22 protein-coding genes and 1 pseudogene are annotated in these 18,706 nt (G+C 64.5%); 8 read left to right on the top strand and 15 right to left on the bottom strand.

All coding sequences use genetic code 11. The features are described 5' to 3' along the window. Window positions 1-2 precede the first annotated feature (2 nt). Window positions 3-788, bottom strand: coding sequence for a ThuA domain-containing protein (locus tag EJ078_RS04270; RefSeq protein ID WP_067325446.1), 786 nt, complete (start codon window positions 786-788; stop codon window positions 3-5). Between the two features lie 217 nt (window positions 789-1,005). On the opposite strand from EJ078_RS04270, the gene EJ078_RS04275 reads away from it, so the two are divergent. After that, a complete protein-coding gene (locus tag EJ078_RS04275) occupies window positions 1,006-1,761 on the top strand; it encodes a DUF4239 domain-containing protein (RefSeq protein ID WP_127215416.1) in 756 nt (251 codons plus the stop codon). Window positions 1,762-1,764: 3 nt separating this feature from the next. On the opposite strand, the gene EJ078_RS04280 is transcribed toward EJ078_RS04275, so the two are convergent. From EJ078_RS04280 to EJ078_RS04295, 4 genes are all read right to left on the bottom strand, one after another. Beyond that, complete coding sequence (locus EJ078_RS04280) at window positions 1,765-3,006, bottom strand: glycosyltransferase (protein WP_127215415.1); 1,242 nt, start codon at window positions 3,004-3,006, stop codon at window positions 1,765-1,767. 292 nt (window positions 3,007-3,298) lie between these two features. Further along, window positions 3,299-4,885 (bottom strand): tlde1 domain-containing protein, encoded by a 1,587-nt coding sequence (locus tag EJ078_RS04285; protein ID WP_245457051.1) that lies wholly within the window; start codon window positions 4,883-4,885, stop codon window positions 3,299-3,301. Window positions 4,886-5,392: 507 nt separating this feature from the next. Then, window positions 5,393-5,641 (bottom strand): hypothetical protein, encoded by a 249-nt coding sequence (locus EJ078_RS04290; protein ID WP_179293627.1) that lies wholly within the window; start codon window positions 5,639-5,641, stop codon window positions 5,393-5,395. 291 nt (window positions 5,642-5,932) lie between these two features. Continuing rightward, complete coding sequence (locus EJ078_RS04295; RefSeq protein WP_164747617.1) at window positions 5,933-6,412, bottom strand: DUF2231 domain-containing protein; 480 nt, start codon at window positions 6,410-6,412, stop codon at window positions 5,933-5,935. Between the two features lie 235 nt (window positions 6,413-6,647). On the opposite strand from EJ078_RS04295, the pseudogene EJ078_RS30110 reads away from it, so the two are divergent. Next, window positions 6,648-6,801 (top strand): annotated as a pseudogene (locus EJ078_RS30110) (SAM-dependent methyltransferase); the annotation flags it as partial. Between the two features lie 29 nt (window positions 6,802-6,830). On the opposite strand, the gene EJ078_RS04300 reads toward EJ078_RS30110, so the two are convergent. From EJ078_RS04300 to EJ078_RS04315, 4 genes are all read right to left on the bottom strand, one after another. Next, on the bottom strand, window positions 6,831-8,084 hold the full coding sequence (locus EJ078_RS04300) for an NAD(P)/FAD-dependent oxidoreductase (RefSeq protein WP_127847249.1): 1,254 nt from the start codon (window positions 8,082-8,084) through the stop codon (window positions 6,831-6,833). Beyond that, window positions 8,081-8,815, bottom strand: coding sequence for a methyltransferase domain-containing protein (locus tag EJ078_RS04305; protein WP_127215412.1), 735 nt, complete (start codon window positions 8,813-8,815; stop codon window positions 8,081-8,083). Before EJ078_RS04305 ends, EJ078_RS04300 begins: the two co-directional genes overlap by 4 nt. Beyond that, window positions 8,812-9,879, bottom strand: a complete 1,068-nt coding sequence (locus EJ078_RS04310; protein WP_127215411.1) for a type III polyketide synthase — start codon at window positions 9,877-9,879, stop codon at window positions 8,812-8,814. The genes EJ078_RS04305 and EJ078_RS04310 overlap by 4 nt, the downstream gene beginning before the upstream one ends. A gap of 238 nt (window positions 9,880-10,117) precedes the next feature. Then, window positions 10,118-10,276, bottom strand: a complete 159-nt coding sequence (locus tag EJ078_RS04315; RefSeq protein ID WP_164748208.1) for a hypothetical protein — start codon at window positions 10,274-10,276, stop codon at window positions 10,118-10,120. Window positions 10,277-10,506: 230 nt separating this feature from the next. Between EJ078_RS04315 and EJ078_RS04320 the strand changes: the two genes are divergently transcribed. The 4 genes from EJ078_RS04320 to EJ078_RS04335 all read left to right on the top strand — a co-directional run bounded on the left by EJ078_RS04320 (window position 10,507) and on the right by EJ078_RS04335 (window position 12,549). Further along, on the top strand, window positions 10,507-10,653 hold the full coding sequence (locus tag EJ078_RS04320) for a hypothetical protein (protein ID WP_082954140.1): 147 nt from the start codon (window positions 10,507-10,509) through the stop codon (window positions 10,651-10,653). A 581-nt stretch (window positions 10,654-11,234) separates the two neighbouring features. Beyond that, on the top strand, window positions 11,235-11,453 hold the full coding sequence (locus EJ078_RS04325) for a hypothetical protein (RefSeq protein ID WP_066999287.1): 219 nt from the start codon (window positions 11,235-11,237) through the stop codon (window positions 11,451-11,453). 105 nt (window positions 11,454-11,558) lie between these two features. Next, complete coding sequence (locus tag EJ078_RS04330) at window positions 11,559-12,263, top strand: SOS response-associated peptidase (RefSeq protein WP_127215611.1); 705 nt, start codon at window positions 11,559-11,561, stop codon at window positions 12,261-12,263. Window positions 12,264-12,303: 40 nt separating this feature from the next. Next, entirely contained in the window at window positions 12,304-12,549 is a 246-nt protein-coding gene (locus EJ078_RS04335) for a hypothetical protein (protein WP_127215612.1), read from the top strand. Between the two features lie 106 nt (window positions 12,550-12,655). Here EJ078_RS04335 and EJ078_RS04340 read toward each other — a convergent pair whose 3' ends face one another. The 3 genes from EJ078_RS04340 to EJ078_RS04350 all read right to left on the bottom strand — a co-directional run bounded on the left by EJ078_RS04340 (window position 12,656) and on the right by EJ078_RS04350 (window position 13,672). Further along, window positions 12,656-13,024 (bottom strand): class I SAM-dependent methyltransferase, encoded by a 369-nt coding sequence (locus EJ078_RS04340; RefSeq protein WP_206517813.1) that lies wholly within the window; start codon window positions 13,022-13,024, stop codon window positions 12,656-12,658. A 123-nt stretch (window positions 13,025-13,147) separates the two neighbouring features. Continuing rightward, a complete protein-coding gene (locus EJ078_RS04345; protein WP_127215613.1) occupies window positions 13,148-13,408 on the bottom strand; it encodes a hypothetical protein in 261 nt (86 codons plus the stop codon). Between the two features lie 3 nt (window positions 13,409-13,411). Then, the gene (locus EJ078_RS04350) at window positions 13,412-13,672 is read right to left on the bottom strand and encodes a hypothetical protein (protein WP_127215614.1); all 261 of its coding nucleotides are present in this window, start codon (window positions 13,670-13,672) and stop codon (window positions 13,412-13,414) included. A 137-nt stretch (window positions 13,673-13,809) separates the two neighbouring features. Here EJ078_RS04350 and EJ078_RS04355 point away from each other — a divergent pair, with 137 nt between their 5' ends. Further along, window positions 13,810-14,010 (top strand): hypothetical protein, encoded by a 201-nt coding sequence (locus EJ078_RS04355; RefSeq protein WP_127215615.1) that lies wholly within the window; start codon window positions 13,810-13,812, stop codon window positions 14,008-14,010. Between the two features lie 14 nt (window positions 14,011-14,024). Here EJ078_RS04355 and EJ078_RS04360 read toward each other — a convergent pair whose 3' ends face one another. Next, window positions 14,025-15,464, bottom strand: a complete 1,440-nt coding sequence (locus EJ078_RS04360; RefSeq protein ID WP_127215616.1) for an FAD-binding oxidoreductase — start codon at window positions 15,462-15,464, stop codon at window positions 14,025-14,027. A gap of 222 nt (window positions 15,465-15,686) precedes the next feature. On the opposite strand from EJ078_RS04360, the gene EJ078_RS04365 reads away from it, so the two are divergent. Continuing rightward, complete coding sequence (locus EJ078_RS04365) at window positions 15,687-16,016, top strand: hypothetical protein (RefSeq protein ID WP_127215617.1); 330 nt, start codon at window positions 15,687-15,689, stop codon at window positions 16,014-16,016. A gap of 114 nt (window positions 16,017-16,130) precedes the next feature. On the opposite strand, the gene EJ078_RS04370 is transcribed toward EJ078_RS04365, so the two are convergent. Beyond that, entirely contained in the window at window positions 16,131-17,063 is a 933-nt protein-coding gene (locus EJ078_RS04370; RefSeq protein ID WP_067330684.1) for a dimethylarginine dimethylaminohydrolase family protein, read from the bottom strand. 31 nt (window positions 17,064-17,094) lie between these two features. After that, window positions 17,095-18,681, bottom strand: a complete 1,587-nt coding sequence (locus tag EJ078_RS04375; RefSeq protein ID WP_208721083.1) for an amidohydrolase — start codon at window positions 18,679-18,681, stop codon at window positions 17,095-17,097. Between the last annotated feature and the right edge of the window lie 25 nt (window positions 18,682-18,706).

The raw sequence follows: 18,706 nt of genomic DNA on the forward strand, positions 1-18,706 counted from the left end.
GTTTAGCGGAAACCAGCCTCGCCGGGCGCATGCAGCTTGCCGCCGCGTTCGACGATCGGCTCCAGCGCCTTCTCCACCGGCACGTTGGGTGCTTTGAGGATGGCGGAATTCCTGCCCTGCGGGTTGTGCGCCCACTTCACTGCGTTGCGCAGCACCTTGTGCACGGTCGCGTCGTGGTAGGTCGGATAGGTTTCGTGGCCCGGGCGGAAGTAGAAGACATTGCCGGCGCCGCGCCGGTAGGTAAGGCCTGAGCGGAACACCTCGCCGCCCTGGAACCAGGAGATGAAGATTGTCTCCAGCGGCTCCGGCACGGCGAACTGCTCGCCATACATCTCCTCGTTCTCGAGCTCGAAATATTCGCCGATGCCTTCGGCGATCGGATGGCTGGGGCTCGTCACCCAGAGCCGTTCGCGCTCGCCGGCCTCGCGCCATTTGAGCGTGCAGGGCGTGCCCATCAGCCGTTTGAAGATTTTCGAGAAATGGCCGGAGTGGAGCACGATCAGTCCCATGCCTTCGAAGACGCGGCGTGCGACGCGCTCGACCACATCGTCGGCCACCGCGCCATGGTCCTTGTGACCCCACCAGACGAGCACGTCGGTCTCGGCGAGGCGGGATTCAGGCAACCCATGCTCCGGCTGCTCCAGCGTCGCGGTCGAGGCGGAGATCGCCTTGTCGGCGTTGAGCGCGTTGGCGATGGCCGTGTGCATGCCTTCCGGATAGATGCCGGCGACCACCTCATTGGTCCGCTCATGGATGTTCTCGCCCCAGACGACAGCGCGAATTGTCATGGATTGCCTCGTGATGGTGAGAGGGTGGAGCCGCCCGGCGCAATAGATAGCGTCTTCGGCCGGCATTGGAAGCGGTTTTTGCCCTTCGCTCCGCTGCACATGACGACGAGCCAGAAAGCATCGTTGGCGAACAACCACATACGCCTGTATGCTTCCGCTTTGATTCAACCACCTCCACCCAATTGGCAACCGTCCTTTCCCGTGCGCAATATCAGCTATGGGCGAAGTGCTTATAGGGGCGGCGATTTTTGCTTGTCTGGCCGGGGCGTCGCTGGTCAGCCTGATGGTGCATGAGCGCTTCCCTGCTCACCACCTTGGCGACGATACCAGCGCGGTGGTGCGGCTCGCCGCGAACCTCTTCATGGTGATGTCCTCGCTGGTCCTCGGCCTGATGATCAACTCGGCCAAGAACACGTTCGAATCCATCAACGTCAACGTCCACACCTTCGCCACCGATCTCATTCTGCTCGACAGAACGCTCCGACACTATGGACCGGAGGCGGACGGCGCCCGGCAATCGCTCACCGCCTATGTGCAGCGCGTCGTCGATACCTCGACCGCCGACAGCGACACGACGGTCGCCCCGAACAGGCTGTCGGAACTGCTGCTCAATCAGGTCGGCGATATCGTGGGCGGATTGACCCCTGCGAACGCCAGGCAGACCGCCATGCAACAGGCGGCGACGCAGCAGTTGCAGAAGGTGATCGCGCAGCGCTGGATTCTGGCCGAGCAGTCCGAGGGTGCCATCCCCGCGCCGCTGATCGCGCTGCTCGTTGCCTGGCTGACGCTGATCTTCGCCAGCTTCGGCTTCCGAGCACCGTGCAATGGAACCATCATCTTCACGTGCCTCATGTCCGGGGCGCTGGTGGCCGCGGCAATCTATCTGATCGTCGACATGGACAGCCCCTTCTCCGGCCCGATCCAGGTCTCGCCGGCGCCCCTGCAGAGGGCGCTGGCGGAACTGACGCAGTGAAGGTCAGGCACGACCGAACATCTTGATCAAAAGCTTCGCCGCCACCGCCGCGCCGTCGGCGCGGACCGAACGGGCAACCTCGCTCGCACGGATGCGGGTTTCGGGCGCCAGCGCCGTCTCCATCGCCGCCGACAATGACCCCGCTGTCGGAACCGGGCCGTCATGAGCTGCGCCGATGCCGAGCTCGGCCACCCGCCGCGCCCAGTACGGCTGGTCGCCGATCTGCGGCACCACCAGTTGCGGCGCTCCTGCCCGCGCGGCGGCGACGGTCGTTCCGGCACCGCCGTGATGCATGACCGCGGCGACGCGGCGGAACAGCGCCTGCTGGTTGACATCGCCGACGGCGAAGCAATCGTCCCGGTCGTCGGTAAGGCCAAGCTCGGCCCAGCCACGCGCGATCACCGTGCGCCGGCCCTTGGCGCGGACCGCCTCGATGGCCGCACGGCCGGCCTCCTTGGCCACGGCAATGGAGCCGAAGCCGACATAGACCGGAGGCGGGCCGGCTTCGAGGAATGCCTCCAGCCCGTCGGGCAGCGGCCGCTCGTCGGCCAGGATCCAGGCGCCGGTCTGCCTGGCATCGGTCAGGTCCGAAGGCAGCCACGGCCCGAGCGCTGGGTCGCAGGCGAGCAGGACCGGATCGCCGTAGACATAATCGCGGACATTTTCCACCGCAGGCAATCCGAGCGACGCGCGCCAGCTGTTGATCGCTTGGCCGAACAGCGCGTTCTTGGTCGCGATATCCGTCTCCCACAGCAGCCGGTTGTCGGTTACCCCGGCTGGAAGCGGATGTCCCGGATATTCATGCGGCCGGTTGTGCGCCGACGGCAGCCAGATCGGACAGAAGGTGGCAAGGATGTAGCGCATGTGCCGCTGCCCGGCGACAAGCCGCGCGGCGGCACAGGACGGAAACAGGCCGCAGGCCACCACGGCATCGCAGCCTTCGGCGGCCGCCATGAGCGTATCGTATTGCCTGGCGAGGATCTCGGCCGCCTGGCCGGAGATCAGCGCGGCCACGTCCTTCGGCGATTCCGATGCCCTGCGCCGCGTCATCTCCTTTACCCATTCGCGCACCGGTGCGAAGGCCGGCACCAGCTCCACACCGGCACGGGCGCACAGCGCTGCAAATTCTTCATCGCCGGGGACACTCACCCGCACCTCGGCGCCGAGCGCCTGCAGTCGCTCGCCCAGCGCCACCACCGGCTCGACATCGCCGCGCGAACCGTAAGTCGACAGTAAAATCCGCATGCAAACTCCCTTTCCTAAACTGAGGTCAAGGGCAGCGTACATACGGCATTGCCGGGGGCTTGCCGCAAGCCCGGGCTGCGCCATATATGCTTTCTGGGAGAGGGAGTTCTCCCTTTCCTCATCCGCAATTCGATGGAACCGGTCACTGCCGCTGTTGCAAGAGACGTGGCGAAGACATCAAGCGCGTGCGTCGACCGCGCCGCGCGTCAACGGCGGTAAGGACCGCAAACCGTCAAGAAATCAAAGGCAGCCTACCGGCAACAAGCTGCTGCCGGCATAGTGGCGGGCGGGGTCAGCCCTGGCGGCCTTCCTGGGCGACCTGGGTGGGCGACCCGTTCAGGCGCGGCACAACGACCAGGCGCTTGATCTTCCCCTTCTTGAAGGCAGAGAGGAAGCGGCCATAATCCTTGAAGGCCACGCAGCCGCTGGATTGGGCTGGGGCGCCGCGCAGCAGATAGGTATGGGCGAGCAGACCGTTGCGGTTATATTTGTTCCTGCCGCTGGTCGGCGTCAGCCGGATGGCCTCGACGCCATGGAAGCGCGATTCACGCAGCGACAGATTGTAGGTGTCGGGCGGCGTCGGGCCGGAATTCTTGCGGTTGGCGAAGCGCGGCTGGTCGGCCATGGCGCCCTTCCCCGAATGCGCCTCCAGCTTGGAGCCATCGGGCATGTAGACCGTCGCCGTCGAGATGTCATAGACGGCGACGCCATTGCCCGTCGAAGGACTGTTGAACAGACCCCTGAAGGCGTTGCCGAGACCGCCGCGCTCGGGCGTGTCCGGCTTGGCGTAGGCGAGCATCTCGGAGGCTTGCGCCTTGCTGCGCTTGGCCGGCGCGGCCTCAATCGGCTTCGCACCCTGCACACCCGGAAGCGCTTGGTCGGAGCTCCTCAGCGAGCGCGGCGTCTGCGCACCTTCGGCGGAGTCGACAACGGTCGGCTGCGGCTTGGCCGGCTGCGGTTTGGCCGACTCCGGTTTGGCAATTTGGGGCCTTGCCGCCTGGCTTGCCTGCGGCTTGGCCGGTTCCGGCTTCCTCGCGGCATTCTGTTCAGGCGCTTCCGTCGCGCGCCCGAGGGCGGTGCGCGGCCTCAAACCAGGCACGGCGATGCTGTCGGGCAAATCATCCTGCGGCGGCAGCGAAGCGACCTGCACTTCAGCTTGTCCGTCGTCGCCGGAAGCGCCGGCCGTCATCTCAGGCGCGTCGCCGCTGGCGAGCGCGACGGCGGTCGGCACGTCGACCGTCTCTTCGGGCATGACATTGGCAAGCGCCAGCGCCAGTTCGGACGCGCGCTGAACGTCGACCTGATTTCCGCCAAAGCGTGACTCGGCCGGGCCGCTCAAGGTCAGCCCACTCCGGGCCGAACCGCTGTCGGCCGCGCCGCCGAAGCGGCTTGCCGACGGCAAGCTCGCCAGCAGGACCGGAGCGTTCTCGGCGCGCCGGAAGGCATCGGCCAGTTTCTGCGGCGAAAGCCCGGCGCGCTTGATGACGCTGTCGAAACGGTCGGCGACGTCCGCGGCGGAAGCCGCGACAACCTTCTCATGCGATACGCTATCCGGTGCCGGTTTCAGCCGCGCGGCCTTGCCGTCATGCACCAAGCTGGAGGGGTTTGGCGTGGAGCTCGCAAAGCTGGCTGCGAGACTGAGGCAGCCGGCATCGCAGCCGCGGGTGAGCGAGCCCGTCTTGTGCGCGCCGTTCGCGGCAAGGCGCGGCGCCCAGGCGTTCGCGACCTTGCGGCGCTGGTCGCCAAGCACGATGCTGCGCGGCGCAAGCATGCTCTGCGGCAATCCGTTGGAGGCGGCGGTGAGCGAGGTACTCACGGAATAGAGGCCGGCCATGGTCGCGACCGACCACAGGGCCAGGGCAGCGCCGACAGCAGGCACTACAACCCAACGATGACCACCAGATTTCTTCGAAGTTACCCCCTCTTCAGGAGCGTCACCCCGGTTCTTCAAACGCAAAAACGCCATACGACCACTCTCAATCGGCGTGCCGGTTTGCGGACCTGGCACCCGTCACGATTACAGCTCGCCTGGTGCCCCCTGCACCTTCACGCGTCTGTTGCCGATTGATTCAAAAGATGGACAAAGATGGTTAACCAATCCCTCCACCAATCGCCATTGTGGCGACGGTCCATACGAAAAAAGAGCCCTCCATGGTCTCCGCCACGGTAAAAATGCTCTCCCTCAGCTGCTCTGCTGCCCGTTTTTGCGGGCCGAGTCAAGCAAGCGCGAAGGTTCTACCCTTTCGGGCGATCGCCAGCTAAGAACGGATTGAGGTTAAAAAACGGCAGGAACAGCCTGGCGCGACCAGCTGCGGCATCTCTTCCAGGGCGGCAGATCGCAACGTCAACCCCGATGCGGGAAGACAGCCTTCGCCGCGCCAGACAATCAAGGACGGAGCTGTCGAGCCGGATTGCGTCGCGACGGTGCGGTGCGGCGCTCCGCAAGCGATTGCAACAACTCCGCTTCGGCGCTGAAGCCGTTTTGGAAGGCTTCGAGCACGTCGGAGGCAAGCTGTTCTCTTTGGTCCCCGTCTTTTAACGCCAGACGGCGATCGTTGCACAACTGATCGAATACTTTCTGGAGGAGCTCCAGCTCGACTGGCGTGAATATTCCGCTGTGTTTGGTGAAAGCCATGACGCCTCCCTGCCCCTTACATGGGCGAAAGCGCGATCTACTCTTTCAAGCGTCCGTGTGCCTCGTCTGGGTGCGGACGACAAGGCATCCTACACCTTTCCGGCCGGCCTATCGATTCCGTCGTAGTCGTAGATCGGACTGTTCAAGCTGAACCCGCTTCCGTCGGCCAACGTCGCGGGGCGCCTTGGAGTTGTTCAACTTTTGAATCGCTTGCCCAATCCAACTGATTGTTCTTACACAGCTTCCAGCGAAATCCTGGAGCTGCTTCAATCACCGGAAAAACGGGCGCATTCAGCGCATTTGGTCCGGATCGTCGGCAACGCCGACGTGATGCCGATAGACCATTCCCCAACCCTTCCAGCCGGTGAACAGAAGGATGAGGACAACGATCAGCGACAGGACAAGGCCGACCGGCACAACCGCTGCCTCCGCGTCGGCATATCGCGAGTACCAGTTGTAGAGTTCGATGAGAACGACGACCACGTTGCCGCCGGCGTGAAGCCATGCGTCCTGGAGATTGCGGATCTGGGTGTCCCCCAGAACATCGGTCAAGCCGGCAAGAGCCGCCAGCACGGCCATGATCAGACCTGCCCCCAGCAGCCAGAGCGTAGCGGTGACCCAGCCCGGATTACCGGTTCGCCAGAAGATAAGGTCGCAAACGAAGGTCGCGACGAAGAAGGCGATCGGGAACGGTATCAGCATTGCATGAACAGGATGGCCGGCAATGCTTGCCGTGCTGTGCGGATTGCGAGGGATCGTGTGCTGGACCATCGTAGGGCCTCCTCGAGGCGTGGCGAGCGCCGCCCTCAGGCCACATCACAACGCATCAGGGGCTCGGCGGCAGAAAGCCGGATATATGCAAACTCCGGTTGAGCCGGAATGTTCCATAACCCGACTGCGCTGCGCGGGACGGAATTCACGCACCGCTATAGGCGCGTATGCCAGTGTGGGCTCGAGTCGAAAGCGAGCTGAACGATAGTGTGCTCTTGTCGCGCGTGATCCAATGCCACGCATCCCGGCGGTGGCTTATTGTCACGGCACTCTTCTTCGCAACGAAATCCAAGCCAGGGATCGGCAAAACTGGAGCAGCAACGGATTACGCCACTTCGGTGATTGCTGACAGGCACGGCAGCGGTGAGGTCGCCGCCAAAATTCAGTCGACATCATCGTGGCTGAACTCTAGGCCAACCTATCGAGCCAGGCGCGCATCGGCCAAACCGGGGACAGGTTTCGTCTTGCCGCTGAGCCGCGCTCCAAAGGTGAGCGTGCATGGAAAATTGCGGACGACTGCCTCCATCAACGCGGCGCCGCCGGGGCCGAGGGCTAACCGAGCCAGGGCTTCGGCGGCCAGGACCCGCGTGGAGAATAATCTTCGCCAGACCGCCTCGTAGCGTTTGCCGGCCGCTTCCCGTCCCGCCCGCCCGCTCGCCGCCCCGCCGAGTTCCTGAGCCACAAGCCAGCCGGACTGAAGCGCCATCGATATCCCCTCGGCGATAATCGGATGCGACTCGCCAGCGACATTGCCGACGCGGAAGATGTCTGCTTCGTAGCCTGCGCGAATGCCCGGCCGGATCGGACCGGCGGCGAGCCACGGACCATCGAGACGGGCATCCGCCAGCGCGTCCCGCGCGCCCCGGCATGTCGCCATGATGTGACGCTCAACGGCTTCGGCCGCCGGGACATGGCCGCCGCGTTCGCGGGCAAGGCTGCCGCGCAGCCGGGCAAGCACGTCGCGCCTAACGCAGCACGAGATCGATAGGCGGCCACGGTCGGCGAGCACCATGCCGCCGTAGCCGCCGGGAAAAGTGAGCAGCGGCATCAGATCGGGCGGCAGCGCCGACCCGGTGAAATGTGCCTTGAACCCGAGCAGGTCCGAGGAGCGGCTTTGCTTCCCGAGCTGGCTCGGCAGCGGCCCCGGCTCCCACGAACCGTGTGCAGCGACGATTACCGATGCCCGCAGGGTCATCCCCTCCTCGCCGGGACTGCCGCTTGTAGCCTGGATCCGCACCGCCTGGCGGTCGCCATCCCTTTCGATGGCGACGGCACGGCAGGGCTGGAACACTTCCACGCCAGCCGAGCGGGCCGCGTCGAGCAGCAGCGTGTCCAGTATGTCGCGGCCAAGCGCGCGGCCGAAGCCGTTTCTTGCCGCGGGTCTGGATCGCGCGCCCGGCATCGGCGCCTCGATGCTGGCATTGCCGGAAAAGAGGCCGACCCGGCGTATTTCCGGACCGGCCTCGCCGCGCCAAGCATCGCCGATACCCAGCCGGTCAAGGAGCGCGAGGTTGCTTGCCGAGATGTATTCGCCGCATACCTTGCGGCGCGGAAACGCGCTCTTCTCCACGATCGCGACAGCCCATCCGCGCCGGGCGAGCGCCAGCGCCGCCGACGTGCCCGCCGGGCCGGCGCCGATGATGATCGCATCGTGGGTGGATGCGCGCTTCACGGCTTATCCCTGGGCGCATCCCCGACCTGGATCGCCGAGGCCCCGACAAAGACATGCGAGAAAGGCCCTGCGCGCCGTTCCTCGAGCGGGTTGCCGCCGGCGGCAGCCCAAAGATCGGAAAGCTCGTGGCCGCGAAAGCCGGCGCGGACGCTTTCAACCGCATCATGTCGCGTGACGTCGTTGACGCCAATTGCCGGCAGAATCCGGGCCGCGACCAGTGCAAAGCCCGCCCGCAGCGGTTCCGTCGCCAGGATGAGCGGCGCCTTGGGCCGCAATAGCGAGAACAGGCGAAGCAGTGCAGCATCGTTGAAATGATGCAGGAACAGGTTGACCGTGATCGCGTCGAAGGCCCTGCCATCCGCCCTCTCCGCCCAATCGAAGACATCTGCGGTGATGGTTTCGATCGTCCATCCCAGCCCGGCGAAATCCGCCGCGAGCTTCGGCGTGGCGAGGCCGATGCGATCGAGCATCGTCAGCTCCACCTGGCGCCAATCGCGTGCCATGCGCCTCGCCACCTTGAGCATGAAGGTGCCGTCACCGGCGCCGATCTCCAGGATGCGGCCCGGCGGCCTCGTCAAAAATTTCCGCATGAGCGAGGCCATGATCGGCGCCTGGAACATCAGCGCGTTGATGCGGGCGAGATCGCGGCGCGAGCGGATTGCCCGCGCATCGTCGGCCGCGAGCCCGTCCAGGATTTCCGGAACGAGGCTGCGTTCAGCGAGCGCACTCATGAAACGGTCCTGAACAGCATGGTCTCGGCCGTCAGCCCGGGCCCGAACGACATGCCGCAGCCGAGCAGCCCGCCCGGCTTCTTCAGCATCTTCTCCATCACGAACATGACGGTTGGCGACGACATGTTGCCATATTGGCGCAACACCTCGCGCGACGGCTCGAGCGCGGCGGGCTCGAGTTCAAACGCCCTTTCGACGGCGTCGAGAATGCTGCGGCCGCCGGGATGCACAGCCCAGAGGTCGATCGCTTCCGGCGCCCGGCCTCCGAGGATCGCGTCCCGGTTGCTGCGCAGGGCTTCCTGGACAGCGGCCGGTACCTTGCCGGAAAGAACCATGTCGAAACCTTGGTCACGGATATCCCAGGTCATCAGTTCGCGCTGCTCGTTCGCGACGGCGCAGCGGAAGGAGTCGAGCTCGATGCCGGGCGGCTCGGCGGTGACGATGCTCGCAGCGCAGCCGTCGCCCCAGAGGCAGAAGCAGAGCAGCTTTTCCAGTTCGGTGGTTTCCCTGATGTGTAGTGTGCAGATCTCGATGTTGACCAGCAGTACCCTTGCCCCCGGATCGGAGCGTACGATGTGGCGTGCAAGCTTGAGGCCGTTGACCGCAGCGTAGCAGCCCATGAAACCGATCATCGTGCGTTCGACGCCGTCCGCAAGGCCGCAGCGCTGAACCAGGTCGAGGTCGATGCCGGGCGCGGAGAAACCGGTGCAGGTGGTGACGATGAGGTGTGTGATGCGCGAAGCCTCGTTGCCGAGATGCAGCCCGTCGACGCCCTTTTGCGCCAGCGCGGGGGCGGCCTCTGCGAACATAGCCATTCTGGCGGCCGTCCCGGGAAATGCCCCGCGCTTGAAGATCCCGCCGAGATCGACCGACGGCCCTTCGGGGTCGAGAGCCGGGGCAAAGCAGGAGAAGCGGTGGTCAATGCCGGCAAGCCCGGCCATGCGTTCGAATAGTTTCCTGCGGTCGCTGCAGAGCATGGAGGCCGCGTAGCGCAGGTAGAACTGGTGGACTTCATGCTGGGGAACCGCCGTCGCGATCCGGTTGATGTAGGCGTTAGCGGACATGTACTGTCTCCCTGGGCCTCGGCGCGGTGCGCGCTGTTGCCGGAGGGGTTCCTTGCTCATGAGCGCGCCTTGGCAGGCGCCAAGCGCTGACCGTTGCCTGTTCGATAAACGTTTCGGAAAACCTGTTTCTTCCCCTGGCGTATGATCCCGAAACTAAAAGATTTGAAGGGGATGATAGGCAAATCAAAGTGTTACAGCCTTTTCCGCGCCCTAGCAGCAGGCAAGGATTTCGGCTCGATCACTTGCTGCCCTGCACCGTTCCGGGCACGATCAAGGCTCCCTGATCGCGCTCCGAATATCTGAAGCCGATAAAGAACAAGGCGATGATGGTGAGGCCGACCGCCAGCACGATGGCGAGGGTCCTTCCCGGGTTTTCGGCAGGGGGCCTATCTAGCATGGTGGTTCGCCTCGCATATCAACCTGGCGAGGGCGGGAAGGGTTCCCAGGCGGGTAGAACGCTCGCCCGGTCCGACATTGACGGTATCGGCAAGGAAGCGGGAAGCGCACCCCCGGGCGAAGAGCGACTACCGGCGATAGCTGCAAATTGCATCAATCGAATTGTGAGAAAATTAATCAGCGCTTTCTAATATTGTTGGTCACCCGGCAGCGAATTCCGGTAACGGACCCATGACCAAGAACCTCGGCAACGCCAAGCCCAACGCCCCTGCGGGCGAGATAAGATCCTCGCCATTCGGCAGGATAGCGCCGGCGCTGTTCCCGCTGGCAGTCGTGGCGCTGGGCTACCTCGTGGGCAAGCAGTTCTTCGGTTTCTGATGCTGGGCAAATGTTCTGTGGAGGCGGGCCGGAGCCTCGCGCGGGCCGGTGCTCGTATTCGGCCGTTTGCGCCCCTCCCACTGCTTTGGTCCTAGGGCCTAGGTCGTTCTTGCCCTTGCATTAGTACAAGCGCATGTTCGAAGTAGCCGGCAGGCTCGCAAACTCCGGTCAGGCCCGGCCGCCGAACCCAAAACACCCCCCCAGGCTGCCGGGCCGTCGGCGCGCCTTGCAAGCAAGCCCTCCACACCACCGATGGGTCCGTAACCAGCGCTGCTGCCGCGGTGGACCTGCACGCGCTCACAATCGCTCCAAAGCGCTCGAGAGGCGTATCGTTGCGCGGACCGGGCGCCGCATCGAAGTCGAATTCTACCTAGGGTGTCCTTCAAGCTTTCAGTGTCTGGATTTTATCCATTTTGAACGGCCCTTACCGGAAATCTGTATTTTCGACATCAAGTGTGCTCGTGCCTTGCAACTATTCTCCTGCTGAGGATAATAAGCGGTTGCTTGCGGCGACCCTTCGTGCGTTAAATCGTATTGCTGTTCGAGGATGCAATTCTTAGGGCGACGAGCTGGAGCTGCACATGGTGGCAGGCGAACCAGACAGTGTCCGCGTAAAATTCATCAACGGCCAATGGCTGGTGCGCGTCGTCGAAGGCGGCCGGCTGGCCCATCAACTGTTCAACATCCACGCGGAAGCCGAAGCCTTCGCCGAGGAGGAACGCCACCGGCTGGGCCTGCCGGGCGAGCCGCCGGCCGCGGAGCCGGCCGAGCCAAAGCGGCGCGGCGGGCGCAGACGCTGAGCGCCCGATATCCTCAATTTCGTGTGGCTTGCCATCGCCTCACCGGCAACCAGTTTGCGCTCCGCGGAAAATATGGGAACAATCGGCGGGACGGGGATGCTGCCGATGTGCAATCTTTACAACATCACCACAAGCCAGGAAGCGATCCGCCAGTGGACGCGAGCGCTGCGCGACATTTCGGGCAATCTCGAACCTTCGGTCGACATCTATCCGAACCAGCCGGCGCCGGTGGTGCGCAATGCCGCCGACGGCAGCCGCGAGCTCGCCCGGCTGCGCTGGGGCATGCCGACGCCGCAAGAACGCGTGCGCGGCAATGCCGATCCGGGCACGACCAACATCCGCAACCCCCAATATGCCCACTGGCTACCTTATCTCGGCGTCGAGAACCGCTGCCTGGTGCCGGTGACGAGCTTTGCCGAACCCTCGCCAAAGCCCGGCGACAAGGATGCTGAAACCGGCGTGCAGAAGAATTTCTGGTTCGCGCTCGGCGAGGACCGCCCGCTGTTCTTCTTCGCCGGGCTGTGGACGCCCTGGCATGGCGTGCGCAAGGTGAAGGAAGGTCCGGGCGACCACGAGCTCTACGGCTTCCTGACGACCAGGCCGAACGCGTTGATCGAGCCGATCCACGAGAAGGCGATGCCGGTGATCCTGACCACTCAGGAGGAGACCGAGCTGTGGCTGACAGCGCCGTGGTCGGAGGCGAAGACGCTGCAGCGGCCGGCGCCGGACGACGCGCTGGTGATCGTGGACAAGCCGGCGACGCAGATCAAGTTTCCGGCGGAACCGCCGGCGCAGGGGTCGTTGTTTTAGCTCCTCGCCTTCTGCAGCACCCAGATATAACCCTTGGGCGGTGATCCTGGTCGATGAACTGGGTCTTGACCTCAGTGTCCTTGCCGCCGCAGCGCTTGCAGCGGAAGCGGATGGTTTCGAGCGGCTTGTTCCAGCCGACCACCTTGGCCACGTCGTTCGCCTTGAAGCGGCTGGCGTGGTAGCAGTGGCGGCATTCGACTATGAGCAGCATGTTGGCCTTGACCGCCCGGCCGACGAAGCCGCGGAAACGGATGCCGGATGTGAAGTGAGCTGTGGTGGCGGCTAGTTCACGCGCCAGAGGAAATAAGGCCAGTCCGGCGTGTCGAAGGGCAAGGGGGTCCAGCGCGGCGACTGCATCGCCCGGTCGCTGACCACTAGGCCACCCGGTACCATCAACGCATCGATGAGCGCCGCCAGCCAGCCGGCCTGGCGGTGTCGCGGGCGCGGTCCTCACTGCCGAAATCGGCATGGGCCAAGGCCGCGGGCGCGCAGCCGGACAAGGCGGACAGCGTTTCGCGGAAATCGCCCAGCACAAGGTCGGCGCCGGCCGGCGCCGCATCAGCCGGGGCGTGCAGGTCGCGGTCGAAGGCGATGATCCGGCGGTCCGGGAACAGCTTGCGCAGATGGCTGTAGGTGCGGCCCTTGCCCAGGCCGATCTCCAGCACCGGGCCGGGCAAGTCCCGGGTCTCCTCCGCCGCCCGCTCCAGCGCCCGGCGCTGGGTGGTGAGGCGGGCGATCATGCGGTCGAGGCGGCTGTCCATGGGCGCTCCGGGCAGGCTCGATGGTGTCGAGGGCCGCCACTGTAGCTTCGGCCAGGGACACCGTCGATCCCGAACGCGGTAAAACCAGGTCTCAGAAATAGCTCGCGTGTTGAGTGACAGCTGCTATCCCCTCGCCTTCTGCAGCACCCAGATATAACCCTTGGGCGGGTGATCCTGGTCGATGAACTGGGTCTTGACCTCAGTGTCCTTGCGGCCGCAGCGCTTGCAGCGGAAGCGGATGGTTTCGAGCGGCTTGTTCCAGCCGACCACCTTGGCCACGTCGTTCGCCTTGAAGCGGCCGGCGTGGTAGCAGTGGCGGCATTCGACTACGAGCAGCATGTTGGCCTTGGCCGCCCGGCCGACGCTGTCCATGGGTCCGGCCATTTCTCATGTCCGGTCTGAATAATCCTCAGGCAGCGGCAGCAGGCCGAGCCAGGCGGCGCGGAAATCGAGGTCCCTGCCCGCCACCGCGCTCATCACCTCATGCAGCCTCTCCACCAACCCGTTGAGCCGCCAGTACATTTCGCCGTTGGTCTTGAGATTGAGCTGCGCCGCCAGCACGGTCTGGCGCAGTTCCAACGCATCGCGAATGATCGCCTCCGCGTCCGACCGGAACAATCTGTCATAGCGGCTTTTCCGTCTGCCCAACCCGGCTCTCCGTGATCCTGAGCAACCGCCCCATCTGCTGACAAAATAGGAACCCGTTCCTCGCTGAGTCAATTCGTCGTTGACAATTTTGTTCCCTTTTTGTTCACATGCTAGTGGAAACCTGCGGAGCACCCGAGATGGATCACATCGTCAGGCTCGACAGCGGCGAGGAAGCGGCGCTTCAGGCAATCGCCGAGCGGTTCATCGCCTGGCACAAGGGCGACCCGGTGAAGGCGCTGAAGGAGATGATCGTGTTCAACGGCCATCTCCAGCAACGGCTCGACGCGCTCCAGGCTTCAAGGCTTCGTCAACGAGACGCGTCGGGACGGCGCGGCTGAGGCATGCTGCCCCGTCAGGCGGCCCGCAGTCCTTCCTTCGGACGCAGGTTCTGGTTCATGCGGAACAGGTTCTGCGGATCGTAGCGCTGCTTGATCTCGAGCAACCGGCGATAATTGCCGCCATAGGCCGCTTCGACACGGTCGATCTCATCCTCCGGCATGAAGTTCACATAGGCCGTTCCGGCAGCATGAGGCTTTGATGCTTCATAGATGTCTCGAGCCCATTCGATGCAGGCCTTGTCCATGGCCGGTTCGCGCCAGCGGGCGTGAACGTTCATGACGAAATGCGAGCTCCGCTGCGGAAACGCCGTCGCATCCGCCGGGACGCGGCCAGCGACGCCGCCGACATGGCCGAAGAATATCTCGCATTCGGGACCCGGAAGCCTGGATATCGCGGTCGTGGTGATCTCGATCGCGCTGTCGGAAAGCTCGGTGAAGTCATGGCTCTTCCAATAGTTGCGGGCGCCAGGCGCGAGCAGCGGATCGAAGGCCTGCTGCCAGCCCGTGAACGGATTGGGACCGACGACGTCGGCCATCGGCGTGCCGATGGCGCGGAGCTTTTGCGTCGCCTTTTCGCCAGCCTCGATATCGCCGCAATAGCACATGGCCAGCACCAGCACTTCCTTGCCGTGCCATTCGGCCGGCAGGAAGGGCAGCGGCGGCGCCTGCCGCATGACCACCCAGCAGGTCAGTTCGTCGGGAGCGGTTTCGAGCGCGGCGCGGTATTCCCGAAGCACCTTCCCGGCATCGGCGAAGGGATGGACCACAAGGCCCGACAGCACTTGCGGCCCGAACCGGTGAAGTTTGAACTCGAACCCCGTGACGACGCCGAAATTGCCGCCGCCGCCGCGCAGCGCCCAGAACAGGTCCGCGTTCTCGGTCTCGCTGGCGCGCAGCAGCTTGCCGTGCGCGGTTACCACGTCGGCGGAAACGAGATTGTCGATGGTCAGCCCGTATTTGCGGGTGATCCACCCGAAGCCGCCGCCCAGCGTTAGGCCGGCGATGCCGGTGGTCGAGTTGATGCCGGTCGGCAGCGCCAGCCCGAAGGCCTGCGTTTCGCGGTCGACATCGACAAGCGTGGCGCCGGGTCCGACCCAGGCGCGCCGCGCCGCGACATCGACCCGCACAGACTTCATCATGGAGAGATCGATGACGAGGCCGCCCTCGCAGATGGCGCTGCCGGCAATGTTATGACCGCCGCCGCGCACGGAGACGAGAAGTCCGTTCTCACGGGCGAAATTCACCGCGGCAACGACATCGGAGGCGCCGACGCAGCACGCGATCAGCCCGGGCCGCCGGTCGATCATGTCATTCCAGATGCTGCGCGCGCCGTCGTAGCCGGCGTCACCCTCCCGCAGAACCGTGCCGCGTATTTGCGTCGAAAGCGTTTCCAGGGCGGCGGCGTCGACCGTGGTCTTGCCGCCCTCAAGGGCAGTGAAGCTCATGGCATTCATGAATTCCTCCCGTTCTTGTTGATGAGCCCCCTCCGCCCGAATTTTAGTGTGCGCTCATGTTCGGCATCCCGCAAGTTATCGCGGGCAGCGAGCCGGCCGTGCGGGCCTTGCTCAACAAACGATTGGCAAGAACGGCACGCGCGTTGCCAGCAATCTTGACGGGCAGGAATAACAGGCTTTCAATCAAGAGAGATTAGCGCTGCGGATATAGGGGAACGCCGCATGAAACGCATGTTGTTTGCCTGTTCGATATCGTCTGTGCTGCTATTGTCAGCGAACCGGGCGTTTGCGTTCAATTTCGGCTTCGTCAGAGTGCCGGACTGGATGGATCCTTATATCGGCATGCTCGTTGCCGTCACCTTCTTCTTCTGGCTCGGACTGGCGGCGACAAAGCCGAGCGGCGTGCCGTTCAAGCAGGTGCGCTATGTCGAGATTTCGCCCATAGCGAATTTCTTCTACCTCGGCATGGCCTTCTTCTTCACCATCATGATGATTATGCTGTTCGCCGGCATGGGCCTGAGGCGATACGCTGAGTGGACCGGCGCAGCGTAGAGCGGGAGCGAAACGGGACAGATCGACGCTCTTTCGCGCCCCCTTCTGTCCTGCTGGAGATCTCCCCCTCAAGGGCCCTCAAGGGGGGAGATTGGCAGCTTCGGCGCCGTGCTCCTATGCCTTCACCCGCTTCAGCGCCTGCGCCATGCAGTGAATGCCGCCGCCGGTCTTGGAGATCTCACTCATGTCGACGGCCGCCACCTCGAAGCCACGTGCCTTCAGCTTTTCAATCAGCGTCTTGCTCGAGGTCGGCGCGATCACCCTGTCCTTGCCGAGCGACATGAAGTTGCAGCCGAGCGCCATCGTATCCTGGAAGGGCACGTCGATGATCTCGTGGCCCTTGCCCTTCAGCCAGTCGACGATGCCGGGCTCGGTGCAGGCAAGGCAGACGGCGGTGAGCTTTTCGGCGATCGGCACCACCATCAGGTCTATGTGCACGTAGTATTCGTCGATGAAGGCGATGCGCGTCTCCCAGCCTTCCTTGTCGAACCAGGCCTGCACCTGGCGCGCGCCCTCCTCCTGCGTGCGGGCGCCGCCGCAGCCGATCAGCACCACGCCTTCCTCGATGACGTTGAAGTCGCCGCCCTCGAAGGTGCCGGCGGTCACCATGTCGTAGATCGGGATGCCGAGCTTCTCATAGGTGCGGATGGCGGCGTAGTTCTCGCCGCGCCGCCACCAGTTGGCCATGGCGGTTATGAACGCGCCGTAGGGCGTCATGACGCTGGAGTCGCGCGAATAGACCTGCATCGGCAGTTCCGGCGTCGGCTCGTGCCAGTGGATGGTGACGCCGAAATGCTCGTAAGCGGCGACGAGGTCCTTGTGCTGCGCCTGGGCGATCTGGATGTTGCAGGGCGCCTCGCGCAGATGCTTTCTGGACAGCGAACTGGTCGAAAGATGGCGAAGGAAATTGGGCGAGCCGAGCAGCACGTCGGTCAGAACGTCGGTCTCGTTGGCGAAGCCCCAGGCAGTGAGCGGCTTGGTGCCGCCATTGGGATTGCGGCGCTGCAGCGAGAACGGCTCAGCGACGATGCGGTCATGGACGGTCATGGTGTTCTCCTCGGGGTCGGTCTGCTTGAGATCATTGGCTGCTCGGTATCCACCAGTCGCGCCCGCGCCCGGTGGTGACATATTCCGGCCAGCGGAAGTTTATCGGCGGCTCGTAGTCACAAAGCGGCGCGATCCAGTTCGAGCCGCCGGCGCCGCCGCCGGTTCGCTTGACGAATTCGTCCATGGCCGCATCGCGCGCTGCCTTGTCTTCCAGTAGGCGAAGCGCGGTGAGCGCGACGGTCTTGGAGGCGCAGGTCACCATCGGGTCGATGGTGGCCGCAATGCCGCCCAACGCGTTCATCACCCAAGCGGGATAGGCGTGACCGTTGGCCGAGCGCAGCGCCGGGCGGGCGACGTAGAAGCGCGATGTCGGCGCGTGCCAGCTCATGTCGGTATAGTCGTCCGAGGTCGAGTTCACCTGCGAGGGCGGCAGGTCGCGCCGCAGGATCGCCTCGGCCTCCTGCGGCGTGATAAGGCGCTCCAGCTCGTCGATGAACGGATTCTCGGTCGCCTCGCCGCCAGCATTGACCTGGACCTCGCGGGCGATCGCCCTCGCCTCTTCGTTCCACTGTGGCGGACCGACGGTCGAGAGCGCTTCATAGGTGATGCCGGCCATGGCGTGGTTGGCCAGTCCCGGGCGCGACTTCGACACCCAGTGGCGTTCGTAGCGGGAGCCGCTCATCCTGGCGGCGGCTTCCGCGTTTCGGTCGAGCACGGCGGTCACCTGCTCGGCCATGGCGATGGTCGGCACGCGGATCATGTACTGGATCTCGGCAAGACCCGCCGGCAGATTGTCGGCGGTCGCCTGGCCCGCGGTCAGGATCGCTTCGCTGATCGACCAGCCGCCCTGGTGGGTCAGCATGGAATCGCGCAGCGCCTTGGAAGCCATGTACATCATCATCAGCGCGTCGTTGGCACCTGGCGCCCTGACCGCGGAATGCGCCTGCGGGATCGGGGCGCCATCGCTTGCGCGACCCCAGTTCTGAGGCTCGTCGCAAATGAAGCGGTAGATCATCGAATACGCCGCGCCGCAATGCGTGTCCCAGCGCGCGGTGTTGCAGAGCGGCAGCATATAGAAGGGATGAAAGGAGATCATGCCGGCAAGGCCGTCATAATAGCCCTTGGCGGCATGGATCGGCTTCGAGCCCCTCACCTTCTCTGCCGGCTCGCCAGTGAAGCGCAGCGTGCCTTGAATGCCATGCTGCTGCATCGCGGCCTTGGCGGCGAGCAGCCCGCCGAGGCTGCCAATGCCGAGGCCCGAGTGCGGATCGGTATGGCCACCCGCCTCGACGCTGAGCCCCGCCCGCGGTTGCTTGACCGTCACGGCATCCTGGCAGTTGCCGGGCACCGCGTCGTATTCGGCATACATGCCGATCGTCGGTCCTTCGCCATTCGTCCAATGCGCGCAGAAGGCGGTCGGCATGCCGCCCGAGCCCTCTTCCACCGAAAAGCCCTCACGCTTCAGCCGGTCGACATACCAGGCTGCGGACTGGTACTCGCGCCAGGCGGTCTCGCCGATGTCGAAGATGGTGCGCGTCCAGGCCGACAAGAGCGGCTGGATGCCGTCGATGCAGGCCAGTGCCGTTTCCTGCGCTGATGTCGTCACCGGTTTCTCCATGCCGCAAAGAAAGCAGTGAAGCGGC

Origin of the sequence: Mesorhizobium sp. M1A.F.Ca.IN.022.06.1.1 (assembly GCF_003952605.1) — a bacterium.
GTDB lineage: Bacteria > Pseudomonadota > Alphaproteobacteria > Rhizobiales > Rhizobiaceae > Mesorhizobium.